Raw genomic sequence first — 20,271 nt, forward strand, 5'->3', positions numbered from 1 at the left:
CAGGTGAAGGAGAACCAGGTGATTGTAAGCAAGCCGTACCCAGCCTGCCGGCCCTGCACGATCGGCGTTGGACAGCCAGCCCACATTGATCCAGATCAAGGCATTGGCAGGCCTGAACGGGGAGTATCGCTGCCATAGAACCCCTCCCAGCCACTCCATGACGCCCAATTCCCACGAGGTAGCCAGGCCATGATCGACTCAACAGTCGTAGAACTGTCACGTCTACAGTTCGCGCTGACCGCGATGTACCACTTCATTTTCGTCCCGCTCACGCTGGGGCTCTCTTTCATGATCGCGATCATGGAGAGCGTCTATGTGATGACCGGCAAGGATGTCTGGCGCCGCATGACCCTGTTCTGGGGCGTGCTGTTCGGCATCAACTTCGCCATGGGTGTGGGTACCGGCATCGTGATGGAGTTCCAGTTCGGCATGAACTGGTCCTATTACAGCCACTATGTGGGTGACATCTTCGGCGCACCGCTGGCCATTGAGGGCCTGATGGCGTTCTTCCTGGAGGCGACCTTCATCGGTCTGTTCTTCTTCGGCTGGGGCCGCCTGTCCAAGGTGCAGCATCTGACCGTGACCTGGCTGATGGCGCTGGGCACCAACCTGTCGGCACTGTGGATCCTGATCGCCAACGGCTGGATGCAGTACCCGGTGGGTGCGGTGTTCAACCCGGAAACGATGCGCATGGAAGTGGTGGATTTCGCCGCCGTGCTGCTCAACCCGGTAGCCCAGGCCAAGTTCGTGCACACCGTTTCAGCCGGCTATGTGGCTGGCGCGATGTTCGTGATGTCGATCTCGGCGTTCTTCATGTTGCGCGGCAAGCACCGTGACATCGCCCGCCGCTCGTTCGCAGTGGCTTCGGCGTTCGGCCTGCTGGCTTCCATCTCGGTCGCCGTGCTGGGTGATGAGTCCGGTTACGCCACGGCCGAAAACCAGAAAATGAAGCTGGCTGCCATCGAAGGCATGTGGCACACCCACCCGGCTCCGGCTCCGTTCACTGCCTTCGGCATCCCGAACCAGCAGGAACAGCGCAACGACTTCGAAGTGCAGATCCCGTACGTGATGGGCCTGATCGCCACCCGTTCGCTGGATGAAGAGATCCCGGGCATCCTGGATCTGGTCAAGCAGGCCGAAGGTCGCGTCAAGGGTGGCCAGATCGCCTACGCCGCGCTGGAACGCATCCGCGCCGACAAGAGCGACGTTGAAGCCCGCGAAGTCTTTGACCGCCACTGGCAGGATCTGGGCCACGGCCTGCTGCTGAAGCGCTACCGCGACGACATCGAGAACGCCACGCCCGAGCAGATCGCACAGGCCGCGCTGGATACTGTGCCGACGGTTGGCCCGCTGTTCTGGACCTTCCGCGTCATGGTCGGCCTGGGCATCTACATGATTGGCTTCTTCGCCCTGGCCTTCTATTACTCCTGCCGCAACAACTTCGAGCACAAGCGCACCTTCCTGCGGGTTGCCCTGTGGTCGCTGCCGGCACCGTGGATCGCGATCGAATGCGGCTGGTTCATCGCCGAGTACGGCCGTCAGCCGTGGGCCGTTGATGGCGTGCTGCCGACCTTCTACGCGGCTTCCGGCCTGGCCGTCTACGAAATTCTGGCAACGCTGGTCGGCTTCACCGCGCTGTACACGGTGCTGCTGGTGATCGAAGTCAAGCTGATGCTCAAGGCCATCCGCAAGGGCCCGGACGAAATCCTGCCCTCACTGCAGCAGTCGGCCGTCGCAACCAACCACGCCAATGCCTCCGGCAACGGCCAGGCATAAGGCAGGAGAACACTCATGGAATTCATTCTTCTGGACTACACAACGCTGCGCGTGATCTGGTGGTTGCTGCTCGGCATCCTGCTGATCGGCTTCGCGGTAATGGACGGCTTCGACCTTGGCGTTGGCACCTTGCTGCCGTTCGTTGCCAAGACCGATGAAGAGCGTCGCTTGGTGATCAACACCATCGGCCCGGTATGGGAAGGCAACCAGGTGTGGCTGGTGCTCGGTGGCGGTGCGATCTTCGCCGCCTGGCCGCCGCTGTATGCGGTGAGCTTCTCCGGCTTCTACCTGGCGATGTTCCTGATCCTGTTCGCCCTGATCCTGCGCCCGGTTGGCTTCAAGTACCGCAGCAAGATGCCGAACCAACGCTGGCGCAACAACTGGGACAAGGCGCTGTTCATTGGCGGCTTCATCCCGGCGCTGATCATGGGCGTGGCAGTTGGCAACGTGCTGCTCGGCGTGCCGTATCACTTCGACGACACCCAGCGCGTGTTCTACACCGGCAACCTGCTCGGTCTGTTGACCCCGTTTGCGCTGCTGGCTGGTCTGGTCAGCGTGGCAATGCTGGTCTCGCACGGTGCCGCCATGCTGGTACTCAAGACCAGCGGCCCGGTCGCTGAGCGTTCGGCAAAGATCGGCAGCATCGCCGCCATCGCATCGTTCGTGCTCTTCGCACTTGCTGGTGCCTGGGTTGCCTTCGGTCTGCCGGGTTACCAGATCACCTCGCAGGTGGTGACCGACGGTGCCAGCAATCCGCTGCTGAAGACTGCTGAGTTCTCCGCCGCTGGCGGCTGGCTGCACAACTACAGCTCCATGCCGGCCACGATCCTGGCACCGGTGGTGGGTCTGCTGGGTGCATTGGCCAGTGCGGTGCTGCTGCGCAAGCGTCGTGGTGGCCTGGCCTTCCTCGCCTCGGGTGCTTCCATCGCAGGCATCATCCTCACCGTCGGCTTTGCGATCTTCCCGTTCCTGCTGCCCTCCTCCACCAGCCCGGGCTCCAGCCTGACGCTGTGGGATGCCTCCTCCAGTCACCTGACGCTGTGGGTGATGCTGCTGGCCACCGGCCTGTTCCTGCCGATCATCATCGCCTACACCACCTGGGTGTACCGCGTCATGAAGGGCAAGACCACGCTGGAAGAAATGGGTGAAAACCCGAACGCCTACTGATTCGCAACCAAAACACTAAGGAGACAACTCATGTGGTATTTCGCTTGGATTCTGGGTGCGGGCCTTGCTGCGACGGTCGCCATCCTCAACGGCATGTGGTTTGAAGCGCGCGAAGCAAACAAGATCGATGCAAAGCGCTGAAAAATTGCGTGAAGGTATTGCCAAAACGCCGGACTGAGCGTATCTTTCCGGCTCCCTTCGCGGGGTGTAGCTCAGTCTGGTAGAGCGCTACGTTCGGGACGTAGAGGTCGCAGGTTCGAATCCTGTCTCCCCGACCAAAGGGTCGGTAAAAAAGCCTGGAATAACGGCAACGTTTTCCAGGCTTTTTATTCGCCAGTAAACAGTTGCTGGCAGTCAACGCACCACGCCTTGCAGGCAGCGTTGGCTGAACAAAAGAACTTGCAAGGCACGAGGTTCACCGCTATCATAAGCGGCTCCTTCGGGGTGTAGCTCAGTCTGGTAGAGCGCTACGTTCGGGACGTAGAGGTCGCAGGTTCGAATCCTGTCTCCCCGACCAATTTGACAAAAGCCGGCCTCTGGTCGGCTTTTGTTTTTGGTGGGTTTCAAACGACGCCACCCACCGCGTCGGAGTAAGCAATGTCCACGCCCGCCCAGTCCCTCATCCGGCATCCCCTGCTCAAGGGCCGCCTGCTGGCGTTTGTCGCCATCGTCCTGGTCTCAGCCAATCTGCGTAGCGCGGTCACCTCGCTGACGCCGTTACTGGACCGGCTCGGCCACGTCTTCGATTTCGGCAGCACCATGACCGGCGTGCTCGGCATGATGCCGACCGCCGCCTTCGCCGTGTTCGGCCTGGCCACGCCACGCATCACCCGCGCCATCGGCTTGGAACGCACCGCCGTGCTGACCATGGTGTTGGCTACCATCGGCCTGCTGCTGCGTGCCTTCGCCAACGACGTCGGTATGTTGCTGTTCGGTTCGGCCGTCGCCTTGGCCGGCATGGGCATGGGCAATGTGGTAGTACCACCGCTGGTGAAGCGTTACTTCGCCGATCGCGTGGGAACGCTGAGCACGGTCTACATCTCGGTACTGCAGGCCGGCACGATGGTGCCTGCACTACTGGCAGTGCCAGTGGCCGATCAGTTCGACTGGCGTATTTCCCTGGGCATGTGGTCGATGCTGTCGATAGCTGCATTGCTGCCTTGGATCCTGCTGGCACGCAGCGCCCCGCGCGTGGAAACAACCACTATCAATCCCGAACATGCCGCCGGCCGCGTCTGGAAGACGCAACTGGGCTGGGGCATGGCACTGATGTTCGGCATGACCTCGCTGGGCACGTATTCGCTATTCACCTGGTTGCCAAAGGTGATGGTGGAAGCCGGCGCCAGCGAGTCATTCGGCGGCGTGATGGTTGCGGTGTACTCGGCCATCGGCCTGCTGCCCTCGCTGCTGGTGCCGGCATTGGCGGTACGCATGCGGAACCCCTTCCCAATCGCAGCGATGGTGTTCGTGCTGAACATGATTGCCTTCGCTGGCCTGTTGTGGGCACCGATGAGCGCCCCGCTGCTGTGGGCGGTCATCGCTGGTCTTGGCCCATCGACCTTCCCGCTCGGCCTGACCCTGATCAATCTTCGCACCCGCAGCCAGGCAGGTTCTGCGGCGCTGTCCGGCTTCATGCAGGGCGTGGGCTACAGCCTGGCCAGCCTCGGCCCGCTGCTGTTCGGCTGGCTGCATGGCATGAGCGATGGCTGGACATGGTCGTTTGCCTTCCTCGCCTGCTGCTCAGGCGTATTGCTGACCGGCGCGTGGTTTGCCTGCAAACCGCAGCAGCTGGAAGATCACTGGAAGTAAGCCGCGATTGATACAGAAAAGCCGCCGATGTGAATCGGCGGTTTTTCGTATTCGAGCAAGCACCCGCGGCTGACCGGATCTTGTAGGAGCGGTGTAAGCCGCGAAGCCGGCGGCGCTGGAAGGACCGGAGCTTTGTGCACGCCGAAGCGGCGGGGTGCTTCACGGCATACCCGGGCTACAACGGTTGCTTGCCACAATTACTTCAACGGATGCCTTACCTGCCCCTCACCGCGCACCACGAAGCGCTCCACTGTCAACGCCTCCAAGCCCATCGGGCCGTAGGAATGCAGGCGCGTGGTGGAAATACCGATCTCCGCCCCCAGGCCGAGCTCGCCGCCATCGGAGAAGCGTGAAGAGGCATTGACCATCACCACTGCCGAACGCAATGCACGCACGAAGGCTTCGCCATGCGCCGGATTTCCGGTGGCGATGACTTCGGTGTGATCGGAGGTGAAGGTCTGGATGTGGGCGATGGCCGCAGCCATGTCCGGTACGACCCGGATCGCGAGAATCAGATCCAGGTACTCGGCGGCATAGTCCTCTTCTGTTGCCGGCACGATGTCCGCAAGCAAGGCCTGGGTCGCTGCATCACCACGCAGCTCAACGCCGCGCTCGCGCAGCGCAGCCGCCGCCAGCGGCAGGAACCGAGGCGCGATCGCCTCGTGCACCAGCAAGGTCTCCAACGAGTTGCAGGCGGATGGCCGTGAAACCTTGCCGTCGATCAGTAGATCCACCGCCAGCTGCAGATCCGCGCTGTCATCGACAAACAGATGGCAGACGCCCTTGTAGTGCTTGATCACCGGCACCCGCGCATGTTCGGCGACGAAGCGGATCAGGCCTTCGCCGCCACGTGGAATCGCCAGATCGATGATGTCGTTGAGCTGCAGCAGCTCCAGCATGGTCTCGCGGCGCAGGTCTTCAACCAGCGTGAGTGCCGCATCCGGCAAATTTGCCTCGCGCAATGCGCGCTTGAGACTGGCAGCAATCGCCGTGTTGGAATGGATGGCTTCAGAACCGCCGCGCAGGATCACGCCATTGCCGGCCTTGATGCACAGCGCTGCGGCATCGGCAGTCACGTTCGGACGCGCCTCGTAGATCATCGCGATCACGCCCAGCGGAACCCGCACCTTCTGCACGCGAATGCCGTTGGGGCGCTCGTAGGCGCGGGTCACCTCTCCCACCGGGTCCGGCAAGACGGCGACTTCGCGTAGCGCATCGGCAACACCAAGCAGGCGCTCTGGATTCAGCGCTAAACGATCCAGCATTGCCGAACCAACGCCCTTCTCGCGTGCGGCCTGCAGATCGCGTGCGTTCGCAGCAAGAATGCTGCCAGCATCGGTTTCCAACGCAGCGGCCATCGACTTCAACAGCGCGCTGCGGGCGGAACTGGAAAGCAGGCCCAGCTGCTGCGCGGCATCGCGGCATCGCAATGCAAGGGTGCGGATATCACTCATGTTCTGTCCTGCCGATGATCAAGGGAAAACTCACAGCAACACCAGGTCGTCGCGATGGACCACGTTGTCGCCGTAGTTGTAGCCAAGGATGGATTCAATCTCGCTGGTGTGGTGCTGGCTGATACGGCGGATATCGAGGGCGGAATACTGACTGACGCCACGAGCCACGCGCTGTTGCCCCTGCGGATCGAACAACCGCACTTCCACCATGTCGCCACGACGGAACTCGCCTTCCGCGCCCACCACGCCACCGGGCAGCAGCGAGGCGCCCTTGTCGCGCAATGCGCGCGCCGCGCCGGCATCGATCAGGATCGCGCCCGGCTCAAGCGGCGCATGCTTCAGCCAATACTTGCGCGCAGCGATACGTGACTGCCCGGCGTGCAGGCGGGTACCGTGCAGCCTCCCCTGCGCCAGCCCACGCACTACATCGCCACTGCGGCCATTGAACAGGAAGGTATCGATGCCAGCGGCACCAGCCTTGGCGGCGGCCTGCAGCTTGGTATGCATGCCGCCAGTGCCAACTGCGCTACCGCTGCCACCGGCCATCGCCAATACTTCCGCGGTCAGCTCAGTGACTTCGTTGATCGGTTGCGCATCGGGATTACTGCGCGGATCAGCGGTATAAAGGCCATCGATGTCGGTGGCGATGAACAACGCGTCGGCATCGACCAACGCCGCGACGATGGCGGCTAGATTGTCGTTGTCGCCAAGCTTGAGCTCGTCCACCGACACGGTGTCGTTCTCGTTGATGACCGGCAGCGCGCCGAGCGCCAGCAGTTCGTTGAGCGTTGCGCGCGCATTGAGGTAGCGACGGCGATTGCGCAGGTCGTCGTGGGTAAGCAGCACCTGTGCCACCGGGCGCTCGAAGAAGCGCTGCCACAGCCCGATCAGCTGCGCCTGGCCCAGCGCAGCCAGTGCCTGCCGTGCTGCCATTGCCGCGCCAGCCTCGGCTGCCTTGGGCACGATGGCGCGGCCTGCTGCTACGGCGCCGGAGGAGACGATCACCACCTCGCGCCCGGCCAGCACATTGGCCGAGACAAACTGCGCCAAACCGAGTGCGAAGCGCGGGGTCAGACCACCACCATCGGCGGCCAGCAGGCTGCTACCGACCTTGAGGACGGCGCGGCGCCACTGCGGCAACGCTTGTTCGGTGAACGGTGAGAACGAAGTCTGGATCATGGGCTCAGCGTGTATTCCACTCGTGGATGGTCAGCTCGGAGCTGCCTTGGATGGCCAGCGGATCAGTGCCCACGATGGCTTGGGCTGCCTCCAGCGTGTCGATGTTCTTCAACACATAAGCACCGCCCGTGCCGTCGCTGAAGCCGCCGGTCATGTGCAGCTGGTCTTTCGCAACGAGTGCGTTGAGGAAAGCTATGTGTGGGGCAATCACTGCGTCGTCGAATGACGGCTTGCGCATTGCCAGTACCAGATAGAGCTTCATTACATTCTCCTTTAGCTGCGTATGACACCACGCCGAAGCGGAAGTTGGCGCGATTGCTTTCGCTTGGAACTTGCTGTGGCTGTGGCCTTGGATTTGGCTGTTGATTTGGCTATTGCTTAAGCCCCTCTCCCGCCTGCGGGAGAGGGGTTGGGGTGAGGGCAAGCTTCTAGCTAGGCAGAAAATCAAAAGCCCCCTCATCCGCCCTTCGGGCACCTTCTCCCGCAAGCGGGAGAAGGGACAGCCGGAGCCGGAGCCGGAGCAACAGCCACGACAGCAGCAACAGCAACAGCAACGGCCACGGCCAACACCAAAGCCAAAAACCCAAACCAATACGGGCGCCTTTCGGCGCCCGTATCAAACCATCAGTCCTGCAACGCGCTCCAGCGCGCACTGAGCTCTTCCAGTCGAAGATCCGCCGCAGCACCAGGCGACACGCGCGCAGCCAAGCTGCCCTCAGGCGTCCGCCCCTGCCCAGCCGTATCCGCCGCCTCTGCTGCAGCCTTGTAGGCGTCCCGGAAAGGCACTCCCGCCACCGCAGCCTCCACCGCAACGTCGGTCGCATACATACCCGAATCAATCGCAGCGCGGATATTGTCATCGCGCCAATCCAGATTCGACAACAATGCCGGCAACAACTCCAGCGCTGCCAGACCACGGCCAAAACCGTGCACGATCGCGCCCTTGGAGTTCTGCAGGTCGCGCTGGTAACCGGACGGCAGCGAAAGCAACTGCTCGATCTCGGTACGCGCGGCGGCGATGCTGGCATGGGTGGCGCGCATCAACTCGATCACGTCCGGATTGCGCTTGTTCGGCATGATCGAGCTGCCGGTGGTGTACTGCGCCGGCAATGCCACGAAGGCGAACTCACCGGTGGTGAACAGCGACAGATCCCACGCAATACGACGCAGGTCCAGCGTCGCGCCGCCCAGCGCTTCCAAGGCCGCCAGCTCGAACTTGCCGCGCGAGAGCTGCGCGTAGATCGGGCTGATCTGCATGCGCGAGAAACCCAACGCTGCGGTGGTGTGCTCACGATCCAGCGGCAGGTTGACGCCGTAACCGGCGGCCGTACCCAGCGGATTGGTGTCGATCAGCGCACGCGTGTCACGGGCACGGATGGCATTGTCGATGAAGGCCTCGGCCCAGCCCGCCCACCACATGCCCGCCGAGGACACCACGGCGCGCTGGATGTGGGTATAGCCCGGCAACGGCTGCAGCTGCTCGGCGGCAGCGCGGTCCAAGGCAACCTTGGCGACCTCGGTACTGATCTGCGCCACACGCTCCAGCTTGTCCTTCAACCACAGGCGGGTAGCGACCAGGATCTGATCGTTGCGGCTACGGCCAGTGTGGATCTTGCGTCCAGCATCACCCAGGCGCTCGGTCAGTCGTGCCTCGATGGCCGAGTGGCAATCTTCGTACTGCTCGTCCAGCACGAACACACCGGTGTAGAAATCATCCGCCAGAATCGCCAGCTCGCGCTTCAGCGCAGCCAACTCGTCGGCACTGAGGATGCCGATGTGCTGCAGGCCCTCGGCATGCGCGGTGCTCGCCTGGATATCGTGCAGGAAAAACTCACGGTCCAGGATGACGTCGTCACCGGCCAGGAAGGCCTGGATCTTCGCGTCAACCGCAACGCCGGGTTTCTGCCAAAGCAAATTAGTCATGTCGATCTCAATAAATACAGCTTTGTAGCAGCGGCATAAGCCGCGAAACTGGCAACCTCTCAGCCGCCACTCCACCAAAAATCAATAAGGAACCGCCATCAGCTCGTCCAGCCCCAACGCCCGATTGAGGTTCTGCAGCGCCTGCGTAGCCGCGCCCTTGAGCAGGTTGTCGATGGTCGCCACAACCACCACGCGCTTGTTGCCTGGCGCCATGGTGAAGCCACCAATCTGCACGCCGTGCTTGCCGGCAATGCGGCTGACCCACGGAGCTTCATCGACCATTTCAATCAGCGGCTCATTGGCATAGCGCTGCTCATACAGCGCGACGATCTCTTCGCGGCTACGCGGCTGCTGCAGCCACAGATTGACGGTCATGGTGATGCCGCGGAAATGCGGCGCGACGTGCGGCATGAACTCCACCGGTACGCCAAGCTGGGTAGACACCTCGCGCTCATGCACGTGATTGGTCAGCGCGTAAGGCATCAGGTTGTCGCGCAGCAGCTCGGGGTTGTTCTTGTCCGACGGTGTGGTGCCAGCGCCAGACCAGCCAGACACACCAAAGCAGGTCGGCGGGCCAGCCAGCTGGCTCAGCAGCGGCGCGATCGCCAGCTGCATTGCGGTGGCGTAGCAGCCCGGGTTGCTGATCCGCTTCTGCCCGGCATATCGGGCTCGGGTCAACTCCGGCAGACCGTAATACCAGTTATTGTCGAAACGATAGTCAGCCGACAGATCAACGATCACGGTATCCGGTGCCGCTGTATCCAGTGCGGCCACGAAGGGCTCGCCTTTGCCGTTGGGCAGTGCCAGCACCACTGCATCCACGCCCTTGGCGGCGACCGCCTCCGGGTCCAGGCTTTCGTAACGCAGCTCGCCGTTGTAAGCATCGTTGTGGTCAGCCACGCGCTGTCCATCCAACTCACGCGAGGACACGAAGGCCAGCTCGATGCGCGGGTGTGCGGACAGCAGGCGGATCAACTCGGCGCCGGTGTAACCGCGCGCGCCAACGATGCCTACCGAGAATTTCTTGTCAGTCATGAATGCGAATCCAGAAGGAATTGCAGGTGGGTTTTCACCGCCGGCCACTCCGTATCGATGATGGAGAACACCACGGTATCGCGACGCGATCCGTCAGCGTGACGCTTGTGGCTGCGCAATACGCCATCCTGCTTTGCGCCAAGGCGAGCAATGGCGGTGCGTGAGGCGTGGTTGAACCAGCTGGTCTCGAAGCCCACGCTGATGCAACCCAGGGTTTCAAACGCATGCCGCAGCAACAACAGCTTGGCCTCGGTATTGAGCCCGCTGCGTTGCACGCGCGGGTGATACCAGGTGTAGCCGATGTTCAAACGCGGCACGTCGGCTTCAAGCGCGTAGTAGCGGGTGCTGCCAACAACCTCGCCACTGGCATCCTTGACCACGAACGCGAGCACCCTGCCCTGCGCCTGTGCTTCCAGCGCGGCGACGATGTAATGGCCTGCGCGTTCCGGCGCGGGTACGTTGGTATACCAACAGCGCGCCAACTCGCCCTCGCCCAAGGCACGCTGCAGCGCATGCACGTGTTCGAGCTGCAGCGGCTCCAGCGTCACGTGCTGGCCCTTCAGGGTCGGCACCTGGCTCCAGTGCCCGGCGGCGGCAAGGTCCATGCTCACCCTTGCAGGCTCGGCTTGCGCTCACCGCAATGCGCGACGTAGCCCTTGATGCTGTCGAAGTCGGTGGCGCCGAACCAGAACACCTTCCAATGACCGAGCTTGTAGCAGCCATCGGATTCGGAATAATAGAAATGATTGACCGGGTTGCCGTTGCGCGAGCGCCAGAACAGCTGCGGGGTTTCTTCCAGCATCACGTTCCACACCGCGCGGCCCAGGCCTTCGCCCTGGGCGTCGTCGAGCACCGCGAATTTGTCCAGGTACACGCCCTCGGCTTCATCGGTGAGCACCACCGCAGTGCGATAGTTCTCGCTGACGTAGGCACGCAGCAGTTTGGTTTTCTCGAAATAGTCCGGCACCAGGGTGCGACCAAAGCTCGATTCGATCAGCGACTTCAGCCGTGCGGTATCAAGCTGATCCCAGGACGTTGCCTTCAGCACCTTCTCGCCACGGCGCACCAACGTGCCGGAACCCTTATGCGTGAACAGCTCCTTGGCAAGATCGGCCGGGCGCGTGATCGACACCGAGGACTCTTCCGGCAAACGATCCAGCAGGTCCTTGATCTGCTCGATCTTGACCCGCATGCCACCATGGATCCACGGCTGCTGCATCAGCTGCTCGTATTCGGTGGACAGATTGATTGAGTCGATCAGCTTGCCTTCTTCATCGAGCAGGCCGCCGGTGCCGGTCAGGAAGATGATCTTGTACGGCTGCAGCTCCTGCACCAGCTCATTGGCGGCGAAGTCGGCGTTGACGTTGAGAATCTGCCCGCTCGGGGTTTCGCCCAGGCTGGTGATCACCGGAATCGAACCGGCGCGCAGGCTGGCTTCAATCGGCGCCAGATTGACCTTCTTCACCTCGCCAACCAGGCCGTAGGTATCCAGATCCAGATATTCGGCCTCGAACACACCACCGGTGATCGAGGTAGCGCGCGCACCGTTCTGCTGCAGCGCTTCGACCAGCTTGAGGTTAGACTGCTGGAACACCTTGCGCACGATCGCCAGTGCTTCCGGCGAGGTCACGCGCAGGCCATCGATGGTCTTCTTCTCGATGCCGGCAGCCGACAGCTCGGCATCCAGCTGTGGGCCGGCACCGTGCAGCACGATCGGGGTCAGGCCGACCTCCTGCAGGAAGGACAGCGAAGAGGTCAGCGCTTCCAGATCGTCGCGCAGCACCGCGCCACCGACCTTGACCACGGCAAAGCGCTTGGCATCAAGCTGCGAAAAGCGCTTGAGGTACTGGCTGATTTCCTTCGCGCTGGCCATGCTCGAAAGCAGGCGGACGATGGTCTGGCGGGTCTGGCGGTGCGGCTGCATGGCTGGGGACATTGCTTGTATCTACATGGCGACGTTGAAGGTCGCGGAAAGGAGCCGGCGGCAAGCCGCCGGGCCACGAGCGGCTCAGGCGCCGCGTTGCAGGATCTGCAGCACCGACTCGGCGTAGCGCTGCAACTGCTCCAGCGTGACGAATTCGTCGGCGGTGTGGGCCTGGGCGATATCGCCGGGGCCATACACCATGGTTGTGTAACCACCGGCCGAGAACAGCGAAGCCTCGGTCCAGAAATCCACCGCATTGCCTATTGGCAAGCCAAGTTCGTCAGCGATGTCACGCGCAGCCAGGCGACGCTCCTCGGCGCGGGCGATATCACCGGATGGCAGGCTCGGGCCACGGAAGGTTTCTTCGAAATGCGCGGCCTGCGGCTCGGCAAAGCCGGCAAAGGTGCCGAGCAGCGCGTCGATATCCATCGAAGGCAACGGCCGGAAGCCAAAACGCAGCTCGGCTTCGGGCGCGATCATGTTTGCCTTGATGCCACCTTCGACGCGGCCGATGTTGAAGCGCAGGCCGGTCAGGCCACCAAAGCGCGCATGCGCCAGCGACTCCACATGGTCCAGCGCCTTGCCGCCCCAGCGCATCGCCTGGTGCAAGGCACTGGCGGATGGGTCCTGCTTGCCCGAGGCGTGGCCGGCGCGGCCCTGGAACTTCATCAGCACCGAGCTGATGCCACGGTGTGCGAGCACCGCTTCGCTCATGGTCGGTTCGGCGACGATCACCGCTTCATAGGCGATGCCACGCGCCAGGAAGGCAGCGATGCAACGCGGATCATTGGCTTCTTCGTCACTGGAGAACAGGAAGGCAGCATCGCCATCGGTCAGGTTGGCGGCGGCCACCAGCGCCGCAGCGGCGCCCTTGATGTCGCAGACGCCGAGGCCGACAACGCGGTCGTCCAAACGACGCATCACATGCGGATCAGCGGACCAGTGCGGGGAGTCCGGCACGGTATCCAGATGCACGTTGAACAGGTATTTCGGTGTGCCACGCACCGCGTAGAAGCTGACCGCGCCGGCGCCGTGGTCGATCACCTCGACATTGAAGCCCGGCAGGTTGTCGCGCAGGTAATCAAAGATGCCACCGGTGGTGATGGCACGCGGCGGATTGCGGGTGTCGTAGGACACCAGCTTTTCCAGGTGATCGAGGGTGGATTGGAGCAGGCTGGTCATGGTGGCAGGCAGGTCATCACAGCAATGATCGGGGGAGCATCCCTTCTCCCGCGTGCGGGGGAAGGTGCCCGGAGGGCGGATGGGGGGAGCTTTTGATTTGCCGGGGTTTGCTTTGAAAGCAGAGCGACAGCAGAAGCAAAAGCTCCCCTCACCCCAACCCCTCTCCCGTGAACGGGAGAGGGGCTTCAGCAGCGGGCGTTGCGCGCTTAGCGGTTTACCTGCGCATACAGCGTCGAGCTCATGCCAAACAGCTTGATGAAGCCTTCGGCTTCTTCCACGCCCCAATCGGCCGACTGCGCGTAGGTTGCGCCCTTGGCGTTGAGGATGTGCTCCGAACGCACGGCTACTGCATCAACGCGGCCGCCACGGGTTTCCAGCACCACTTCGCCGGTTACCTTGGCCTGTGAGGCCTTCAGGAAGGCTTCGATGTCGGTCTTGAGTGGGTCGTGGTAGAAGCCTTCGTACACCAGCTCCACCCACTTGCGCGCGACTTCCGGCTTGAAGCGGTTCTGCTGCTTGGTCAGCACGGTGTCTTCCAGCGCGCGGTGCGCGGCGAGCAGCGAGACCAGGCCCGGTGCTTCGAACACGATGCGGCCCTTCAGGCCGATCACGGTGTCACCGGTGTAAACGCCACGGCCAACGCCATACTGCGCGAACAGCTTGTTGAGCTTGGCCAGGATCTGCTCACCCGGCAGTGCCTTGCCGTCCAGGGCGACAGCTTCGCCTTCGACGAACTTCAGGGTCACTGTCAGCGGCTCGATCGGCCAGGCGCTGCGCGGTGCGCACCAGCCACGTGCGCCCTCGCCCGGGGCTTCCCACTTGTCGATCTCGCCGCCGGACATGGTCAGGCCCAGCAGGTTCTCGTTGATGGTGTAGGCCTGCTGCTTGGCGCGCACGCCGAAACCACGCGCTTCCAGGTACTTCTGCTCGTAGGCGCGGGTCTGGGTGTGTTCCTTCTGGATTTCACGGATCGGCGCGACAATCTGGTAGTCGCCCAGTGCCTTCACCGCCAGGTCGAAACGCACCTGGTCGTTGCCCATGCCGGTACAGCCGTGGGCGATGATGTTGGTGCCCAGCTCGGCGGCGCGCTTGAGCGCGGCATCGACGATCAGGTAACGGTCGGAGACCAGCAGCGGGTACTGGCCCTGGTAGCCCTCGCCTGCCCACACGAACGGCTTGACGAAGCCATTCCAGATGGCCGGGCCGCCATCGACGGTGACGTGGCTGGTAACGCCCAGCTCGGCCGCACGCTTTTCGATGAAATCACGCTCGTCGGCATCCACGCCGCCGGTGTCGGCGAACACGGTGTGCACGTTGTAACCACGTTCCTGCAGGTAAGGCACGCAGAAGCTGGTGTCGAGGCCGCCGGAGAAGGCGAGGACGATGTCTTTGCTCATGGGGAAGGAATCTCTGCTGTGGTTCTTAAGCCCCTCCCCCGCCGGGGGAGGGGTTGGGGAGGGGGTAATGAAGTTGAGGTGACATGTGGAGCGAGGAGCTGCCCTCACCCCAACCCCTCTCCCGCATGCGGGAGAGGGGCTTCGAGCATTACTTGCCGATCACTGCCGCCATGATCGCCTTCTGCACGTGCAGGCGATTCTCGGCTTCGTTGATTGCAATACATTGCGGCGAATCCATCACGCCGTCGGTGGCCTTGACGTTGCGGCGCAGCGGCAGGCAGTGGCTGAAGACGCCGTTGTTGGTCAGCGCCATCTTGGCTTCGTCGACGATGAAGTGCTGGTACTGGTCGCGGATCGGCTTTTCCGGCTCCCAGTTGCCGAAGAACGGCAGCGCGCCCCAGCTCTTGGCGTAGACGACATCGGCGCCGGCATAGGCGCTCTGGATATCGTGGCTGACCTGCAGCGAGCCGCCGCTTTCGATCACGTTCTGCTCGGCCCAGCCCATGTAGCGCTCGTCCAGGATGTAATCCGGGGTCGGGCACAGCAGGGTCACGTCCATGCCCATGCGGGTGGCAATGGTCAGCGCCGAGTTGGCCACGGCGGTGTTCAGCGGCTTGGGATGGTAGGTCCAGGTCAGCACGTACTTCTTGCCGCGCAGGTCGCTGGTGCCGAAGTGCTCCTGCAGCGCCAGGATGTGCGCCAGCTCCTGGCACGGATGGGTGATGGTCTCCATGTTGATGACCGGCACCGGCGAATACTTGGCGAAGCTCTTGAGCACCTGGTCCTCGCGGTCCTTGCTCCAGTCGACGAACTTCGGGAAGGCCCGCACGCCGATCAGGTCGACGTAACGGCCCAGCACCTTTGCTACTTCGGCAATATGCTCCTCGGTATCACCGTCCATCACCGTACCGAGGTTGAACTCGATCGGCCATGCGTCCTTGCCCGGCTGCAGCACCACCGCGTGGCCGCCCAGCTGGAACGCGCCCAGCTCGAAGCTGGTGCGGGTGCGCATGGACGGGTTGAAGAACACCAGGGCGATCGACTTGCCCTTCAGGTCATCACCCAGCTTGTTCTGCTTGAACAACGACGCCTGGGTGAGCAGCGCGTCGAGCTCGGCGCGGCTCCAGTCCTGGGTGTTCAAAAAGTGCTTCAGAGACATCGATCCTTCCTTTGTTGCGGAAAACCACCGTCGCCGGTGGGCGGATGCGCATGCGCGCGGCTCATTGCGTTTGAAACTTTTGCCGAACCAGAAACGAAAAAACCCAGCCTGGGCTGGGTTTTCAGAACGGACAGCACGAAGCTCCGGTCACCCAGCGAATATGTGGGATTCCGGTCGGCGGGCACGCGACGTCATGCCGGTGGCCATCCGGGCGGTGCTGGTTTCGTGCTGGAAGCTGGTGGCTTTCATCGTCGCGCATACTCGCACGCGGGTCAGGCCGGCGCAAGTGGCGCGGTGCAACATCACGGAACGCTGGTGGCGGCAGGCGGTGCCTGGCCGATATCTGGAGTGATCGACACCCGTAGCTTAAGCCGGTTACCGGGGTCTTCCGGCAGTCGTGAGCGGAATTTGATGCCCTTGTAGACGTAATCCACGTCGTAGGCGATAGGTCGGCGGAATTCACGCCCAACCTCGACGATCTTGCATTCCGGGGTCAGCAGCGCGGAAGAACCGCCAACGCCCTGCGGGGCGAGCGCCATGTCTTCTTCTTGCGCCTCCCCTTCCTGCTTGAACATGCCACGCACGGAATCCCAGAAACGACGGAACCCGCCCTTGTCCTCCTCACCCTTGACCTGCACCGGCGCCAGCGTACGCGTGGATACCGGCTCGCAGTGTTCTTCGGTGCGGCTGGCACGCAGGGTCTGGAAGACCGGCTCGACATTGAGCACCTGCGCATAGTCATAGCGCACGTTTTCCATGATCACCACACGATTGCGCTGCTCCGGTTCCTGCGCAAGCGCGGGCACAGTGGCACCAGCCAACAGGCAGATCGTCGACAGCAATGGAGCAGGTTTCATCAAAAGGTTTGGCTTTGAGCTGGGTACGGGTGACGGGTACTAGTGTAGGCAGCACAGCTGCCCCGGGCCTGAACATTACCCATCCGTACGCGTATTGCCCAGCCCGGGGATGCCCGACCCGGCCCGGACAGCTAGAATTGGCGGGTTCGCTTACCCCCGGATTGCCATGACCCTGCGCCTGCACAACAACCTGACGCGGCAGCTGGAGCCGTTTGCTCCGCTCGACCCCGCCGCCCCCACCATGTATGTGTGCGGCCCCACGGTCTATAACTATGTACATATCGGCAATGCACGCGGCCCGGTGGTGTTCGGGGTGCTGGCCGACCTGCTGCGTCGCCGTCACGGCAAATTGCGCTACGCGCGCAACATCACCGACGTTGACGACAAGATCAACGCCGCTGCCAAGGACCAAGGCGTGCCGATCTCAGCCATCACCGACCGTTTTGCCGCCGCCTACCGCGAGGACATGGCCGCGCTTGGCGTGGTCCCGCCGGAGATCGAGCCGGAGGCCACCGCGCACATGCCGCAGATCATCACCATGATCGAGCAGCTGATCAGCACCGATCACGCCTATGTCGCCGAGGGCCACGTGCTGTTCTCGGTCAGCAGCTTCGCCGATTACGGCAAGCTCTCGCGCCGTGACCCGGACGAAATGCTAGCCGGCGCCCGCGTCGAAGTAGCCCCATACAAGCGTGATGCCGGTGACTTCGTGCTGTGGAAGCCCTCCAGCGACGACCTGCCCGGCTGGAAATCGCCCTGGGGCCGTGGCCGCCCGGGTTGGCATATCGAGTGCTCGGCGATGGCAGCCGCCCATCTGGGCCCAACCATCGACATCCATGCCGGCGGCGTCGACCTTCAGTTCCCGCACCACGAGAACGAGATCGCGCAAAGCGTCTGCGCCCACGGCGGGCAGACCTTCGCCCGCTTCTGGCTGCACAACGGCATGCTCAACTTTGGCGGTACCAAGATGAGCAAGTCGATCGGCAATATCGAGCGCGTGCATGATCTGGTTCGCCAGCACCCGCCGGAAGCCCTGCGCTATGCGTTGCTGTCGGCGCATTACCGGCAGCCGCTGGAGTGGTCCGATGCGTTGATCGAACAATCGGTGCGCACCTTGGACCGCTTGTACGGCACCTTGCGTGATCTGGCTGATGTCAGTGTTGACGGCGTGATTCCGGCCGGCGTTGAGGCGGCGCTGGACGATGACCTCAATACGCCGCTGGCGTTGGCTGAAGTGGCCCGTATCGCCAGCGAAGCGCGCAAGGCCGAGTCCAGCGAAGAGAAGTCGCGCCTGAAGCGTGAGCTGCTCGGCGCAGGCCTCGCTCTTGGCCTGCTGCAGCAGGCGCCGGCCGAATGGTTCGGGCGTGGTGCCGAAGCCGGCGACGATGCACGTATCCAGACCCTGATCGACGAACGCATCGCCGCCAAGCAGGCGCGCGATTTCGGCCGTGCCGATGCCATCCGCGACCAGCTGGCTGCGGAGAACATCGTGCTGGAAGATACGCCACAGGGCGTGCGCTGGAAACGCGGGTAAGGCCTCCCCTCACCCCAACCCTCTCCCGTGAACGGGATAGGGGCTTCAAAGCTGCAATTGCGCAGTGCTGCTTCAACTCGCACTGCCGCGAGCCCCTCTCCCGCCGGCGGGAGAGGGGTTGGGGTGAGGGCAACAGCGCCCCGACCCACACCAAAGCCCCTCGCCACCAACGCGACCGGCCAAGCACAGGACCAACCATGATCAACTCCCCCTTCCCGCTCGAACCCACACCCGCCGAAGCCCAGGCCGCCATTGCCGAGGAGTTCTCCTTCTTCGGTGACTGGTCGGAGCGCTACCAGTACCTGATCGACCTCGGCCGCAAGCTGCCCGCGCTTCCGGACGAATGGAAAACCGAGGAAAACCGCCTGCTCGGCTGCCAGTCCATGGTCTGGATCGTGCCCGAAGGCGATGCCGACAAGCTGGTGTTCCACGCGATCAGCGATTCGGCCATCGTCTCCGGCCTGATCTATCTGGCGCTGCGCGTGTACTCGGGCCGTTCGGCGGCTGAAATCCTCGCCACCGAACCGGACTACGTGTCTGCAATCGGCATGGCCAAGCACCTGTCGCCGACCCGCAGCAACGGCCTGGCCGCGATGCTGGCCTTCATCCGCGACACCGCCCAAGCCAAGCAGTGAGCAACACCGGCTCCATCTCCGAGTTGTTGCGCCAGCCCGGCTACACCCAGCTGCTGCTGTACCGCATCGCCGGCATGTTGTCCTACCAGATCGTCGCGGTCACGGTCGGCTGGCACATCTATGAAGTCACCCGCAATCCATTCTCACTGGGCCTGATCGGCCTGGCGGAGGTGCTGCCCTACTTCTGCGTAGCGCCATTCGCCGGCTATCTGGTCGATCACCTGCCACGCCGCAAGCTCGGCATGACCGCCTGCCTCGGCCTGATCGCCACTGCCTTGATGCTGGTAGCCGTGGCCACCGGCTGGCTACCGGTCAAAGGTGTCTGGCCAATCTATCTGGCGGTGGCGCTGACCGGCATGGTCCGCGCCTTCCTGTCACCGGTCTACAACGCCTTGTTCGCCCGCGTGCTCAAGCGTGAGCAGTTCGCACGTGGCGCCGGCTTCGGCACGGTGGTGTTCCAGATGGGCATGGTGATTGGCCCTGCACTGGGCGGTGTACTGGTCGCCGTTGGCGGCAAGGGCCTGTCCTATGGCGTGGCGGCGACCATGGCCGTGCTGGCACTGATCGCACTGGCCTCGCTCAAGGTCAGCGAACCCCCGCCACCACAGACCCGCGCGCCGATCTTCGCCAGCATCGCCGAAGGCGCGCGCTTCGTGCTGTCCAACCAGATCATGCTGGGCGCGATGGCGCTGGACATGTTCTCGGTGCTGCTTGGCGGCGTGGTGGCGATGCTGCCGGCCTTCATCCAGGACATCCTGCATTACGGGCCGGAGGGCTTGGGCATCCTGCGTGCGGCACCGGCGCTGGGCTCGATCGCGGTCGGCCTGTGGCTGGCTCGCCATCCCCTGCGCCGCAATGCAGGTCGCGTACTGCTGTTCGCGGTAGCCGGTTTCGGCCTGTGCGTGATCGCCTTCGGCCTGTCCAAGAGCTTCTGGCTGTCTGCCGCCATTCTGGTGTTCTACGGCGCTTGCGATGGTGTGTCGGTGGTGGTGCGTTCGACCATCATGCAGTTGGTAACACCGGATGAAATGCGCGGCCGGGTGTCGTCGATCAACGGCATCTTCATCAGTTCATCGAATGAGCTGGGCGCGTTCTACGGCGGCAGCATGGCGCGCCTGCTGGGTCTGGTCACGGCAGTGGTGATCGGTGGTTGCGCGGTACTCGGCGTGGCCGCGGTCACCGCATGGAAAGCACCGCAGCTGCGCAAGCTGGACAACCTGCAGGATCTGTAGCCAGACCA

Annotated in this window: 18 protein-coding genes and 2 tRNA genes; 9 read left to right on the plus strand and 11 right to left on the minus strand. The window is 63.1% G+C overall.

Annotated features, from left to right (window positions below):
- The first annotated feature begins 189 nt into the window (after positions 1-189).
- The 6 genes from ACVOK8_RS10595 to ACVOK8_RS10620 all read left to right on the plus strand — a co-directional run bounded on the left by ACVOK8_RS10595 (position 190) and on the right by ACVOK8_RS10620 (position 4,752).
- Positions 190-1,776, plus strand: a complete 1,587-nt coding sequence (locus ACVOK8_RS10595; protein WP_481566776.1) for a cytochrome ubiquinol oxidase subunit I — start codon at positions 190-192, stop codon at positions 1,774-1,776.
- Between the two features lie 15 nt (positions 1,777-1,791).
- The gene (cydB, locus tag ACVOK8_RS10600; protein ID WP_481566777.1) at positions 1,792-2,943 is read left to right on the plus strand and encodes a cytochrome d ubiquinol oxidase subunit II; all 1,152 of its coding nucleotides are present in this window, start codon (positions 1,792-1,794) and stop codon (positions 2,941-2,943) included.
- A gap of 30 nt (positions 2,944-2,973) precedes the next feature.
- Positions 2,974-3,084, plus strand: a complete 111-nt coding sequence (gene cydX / locus ACVOK8_RS10605; protein WP_282269734.1) for a cytochrome bd-I oxidase subunit CydX — start codon at positions 2,974-2,976, stop codon at positions 3,082-3,084.
- A 60-nt stretch (positions 3,085-3,144) separates the two neighbouring features.
- Positions 3,145-3,221, plus strand: a tRNA-Pro gene (locus ACVOK8_RS10610).
- Between the two features lie 162 nt (positions 3,222-3,383).
- Positions 3,384-3,460 (plus strand) — tRNA-Pro (locus tag ACVOK8_RS10615).
- 80 nt (positions 3,461-3,540) lie between these two features.
- On the plus strand, positions 3,541-4,752 hold the full coding sequence (locus ACVOK8_RS10620) for a CynX/NimT family MFS transporter (protein WP_481566778.1): 1,212 nt from the start codon (positions 3,541-3,543) through the stop codon (positions 4,750-4,752).
- Between the two features lie 197 nt (positions 4,753-4,949).
- On the opposite strand, the gene ACVOK8_RS10625 is transcribed toward ACVOK8_RS10620, so the two are convergent.
- The 11 genes from ACVOK8_RS10625 to ACVOK8_RS10675 all read right to left on the minus strand — a co-directional run bounded on the left by ACVOK8_RS10625 (position 4,950) and on the right by ACVOK8_RS10675 (position 16,862).
- The gene (locus tag ACVOK8_RS10625; RefSeq protein ID WP_481566779.1) at positions 4,950-6,206 is read right to left on the minus strand and encodes a glutamate-5-semialdehyde dehydrogenase; all 1,257 of its coding nucleotides are present in this window, start codon (positions 6,204-6,206) and stop codon (positions 4,950-4,952) included.
- Positions 6,207-6,236: 30 nt separating this feature from the next.
- Positions 6,237-7,385: a glutamate 5-kinase gene (proB, locus tag ACVOK8_RS10630; protein WP_481566780.1), complete on the minus strand. Its 1,149-nt coding sequence runs from the start codon at positions 7,383-7,385 to the stop codon at positions 6,237-6,239.
- 4 nt (positions 7,386-7,389) lie between these two features.
- Complete coding sequence (locus tag ACVOK8_RS10635) at positions 7,390-7,647, minus strand: YciI family protein (RefSeq protein WP_481566781.1); 258 nt, start codon at positions 7,645-7,647, stop codon at positions 7,390-7,392.
- 362 nt (positions 7,648-8,009) lie between these two features.
- Positions 8,010-9,308 carry an argininosuccinate lyase gene (locus ACVOK8_RS10640; RefSeq protein WP_481566782.1) on the minus strand — a complete coding sequence of 433 codons (1,299 nt, stop codon included), beginning with the start codon at positions 9,306-9,308 and terminating at the stop codon, positions 8,010-8,012.
- Positions 9,309-9,389: 81 nt separating this feature from the next.
- Positions 9,390-10,343, minus strand: a complete 954-nt coding sequence (argC, locus tag ACVOK8_RS10645) for an N-acetyl-gamma-glutamyl-phosphate reductase (RefSeq protein ID WP_481566783.1) — start codon at positions 10,341-10,343, stop codon at positions 9,390-9,392.
- Complete coding sequence (locus ACVOK8_RS10650) at positions 10,340-10,948, minus strand: GNAT family N-acetyltransferase (protein WP_481566784.1); 609 nt, start codon at positions 10,946-10,948, stop codon at positions 10,340-10,342. The genes argC and ACVOK8_RS10650 overlap by 4 nt, the downstream gene beginning before the upstream one ends.
- Positions 10,949-10,950: 2 nt before the next feature.
- The gene (locus ACVOK8_RS10655; protein WP_481535604.1) at positions 10,951-12,279 is read right to left on the minus strand and encodes an acetylglutamate kinase; all 1,329 of its coding nucleotides are present in this window, start codon (positions 12,277-12,279) and stop codon (positions 10,951-10,953) included.
- A gap of 72 nt (positions 12,280-12,351) precedes the next feature.
- Positions 12,352-13,449, minus strand: a complete 1,098-nt coding sequence (locus ACVOK8_RS10660; RefSeq protein ID WP_481566785.1) for an acetylornithine deacetylase — start codon at positions 13,447-13,449, stop codon at positions 12,352-12,354.
- Between the two features lie 206 nt (positions 13,450-13,655).
- A complete protein-coding gene (locus tag ACVOK8_RS10665) occupies positions 13,656-14,846 on the minus strand; it encodes an argininosuccinate synthase (RefSeq protein WP_481553995.1) in 1,191 nt (396 codons plus the stop codon).
- Positions 14,847-14,994: 148 nt separating this feature from the next.
- The gene (locus ACVOK8_RS10670; protein ID WP_481566786.1) at positions 14,995-16,005 is read right to left on the minus strand and encodes an N-acetylornithine carbamoyltransferase; all 1,011 of its coding nucleotides are present in this window, start codon (positions 16,003-16,005) and stop codon (positions 14,995-14,997) included.
- A 302-nt stretch (positions 16,006-16,307) separates the two neighbouring features.
- Entirely contained in the window at positions 16,308-16,862 is a 555-nt protein-coding gene (locus ACVOK8_RS10675; protein ID WP_481566787.1) for a hypothetical protein, read from the minus strand.
- A gap of 166 nt (positions 16,863-17,028) precedes the next feature.
- Between ACVOK8_RS10675 and cysS the strand changes: the two genes are divergently transcribed.
- The 3 genes from cysS to ACVOK8_RS10690 all read left to right on the plus strand — a co-directional run bounded on the left by cysS (position 17,029) and on the right by ACVOK8_RS10690 (position 20,263).
- Positions 17,029-18,396, plus strand: coding sequence for a cysteine--tRNA ligase (cysS, locus tag ACVOK8_RS10680; RefSeq protein ID WP_481566788.1), 1,368 nt, complete (start codon positions 17,029-17,031; stop codon positions 18,394-18,396).
- Positions 18,397-18,593: 197 nt separating this feature from the next.
- Positions 18,594-19,031 carry a SufE family protein gene (locus ACVOK8_RS10685; protein ID WP_481566789.1) on the plus strand — a complete coding sequence of 146 codons (438 nt, stop codon included), beginning with the start codon at positions 18,594-18,596 and terminating at the stop codon, positions 19,029-19,031.
- Entirely contained in the window at positions 19,028-20,263 is a 1,236-nt protein-coding gene (locus ACVOK8_RS10690; protein ID WP_481566790.1) for an MFS transporter, read from the plus strand. Before ACVOK8_RS10685 ends, ACVOK8_RS10690 begins: the two co-directional genes overlap by 4 nt.
- Positions 20,264-20,271: the final 8 nt, after the last annotated feature.

Source organism: Stenotrophomonas sp. STEN083 (genome assembly GCF_056759195.1).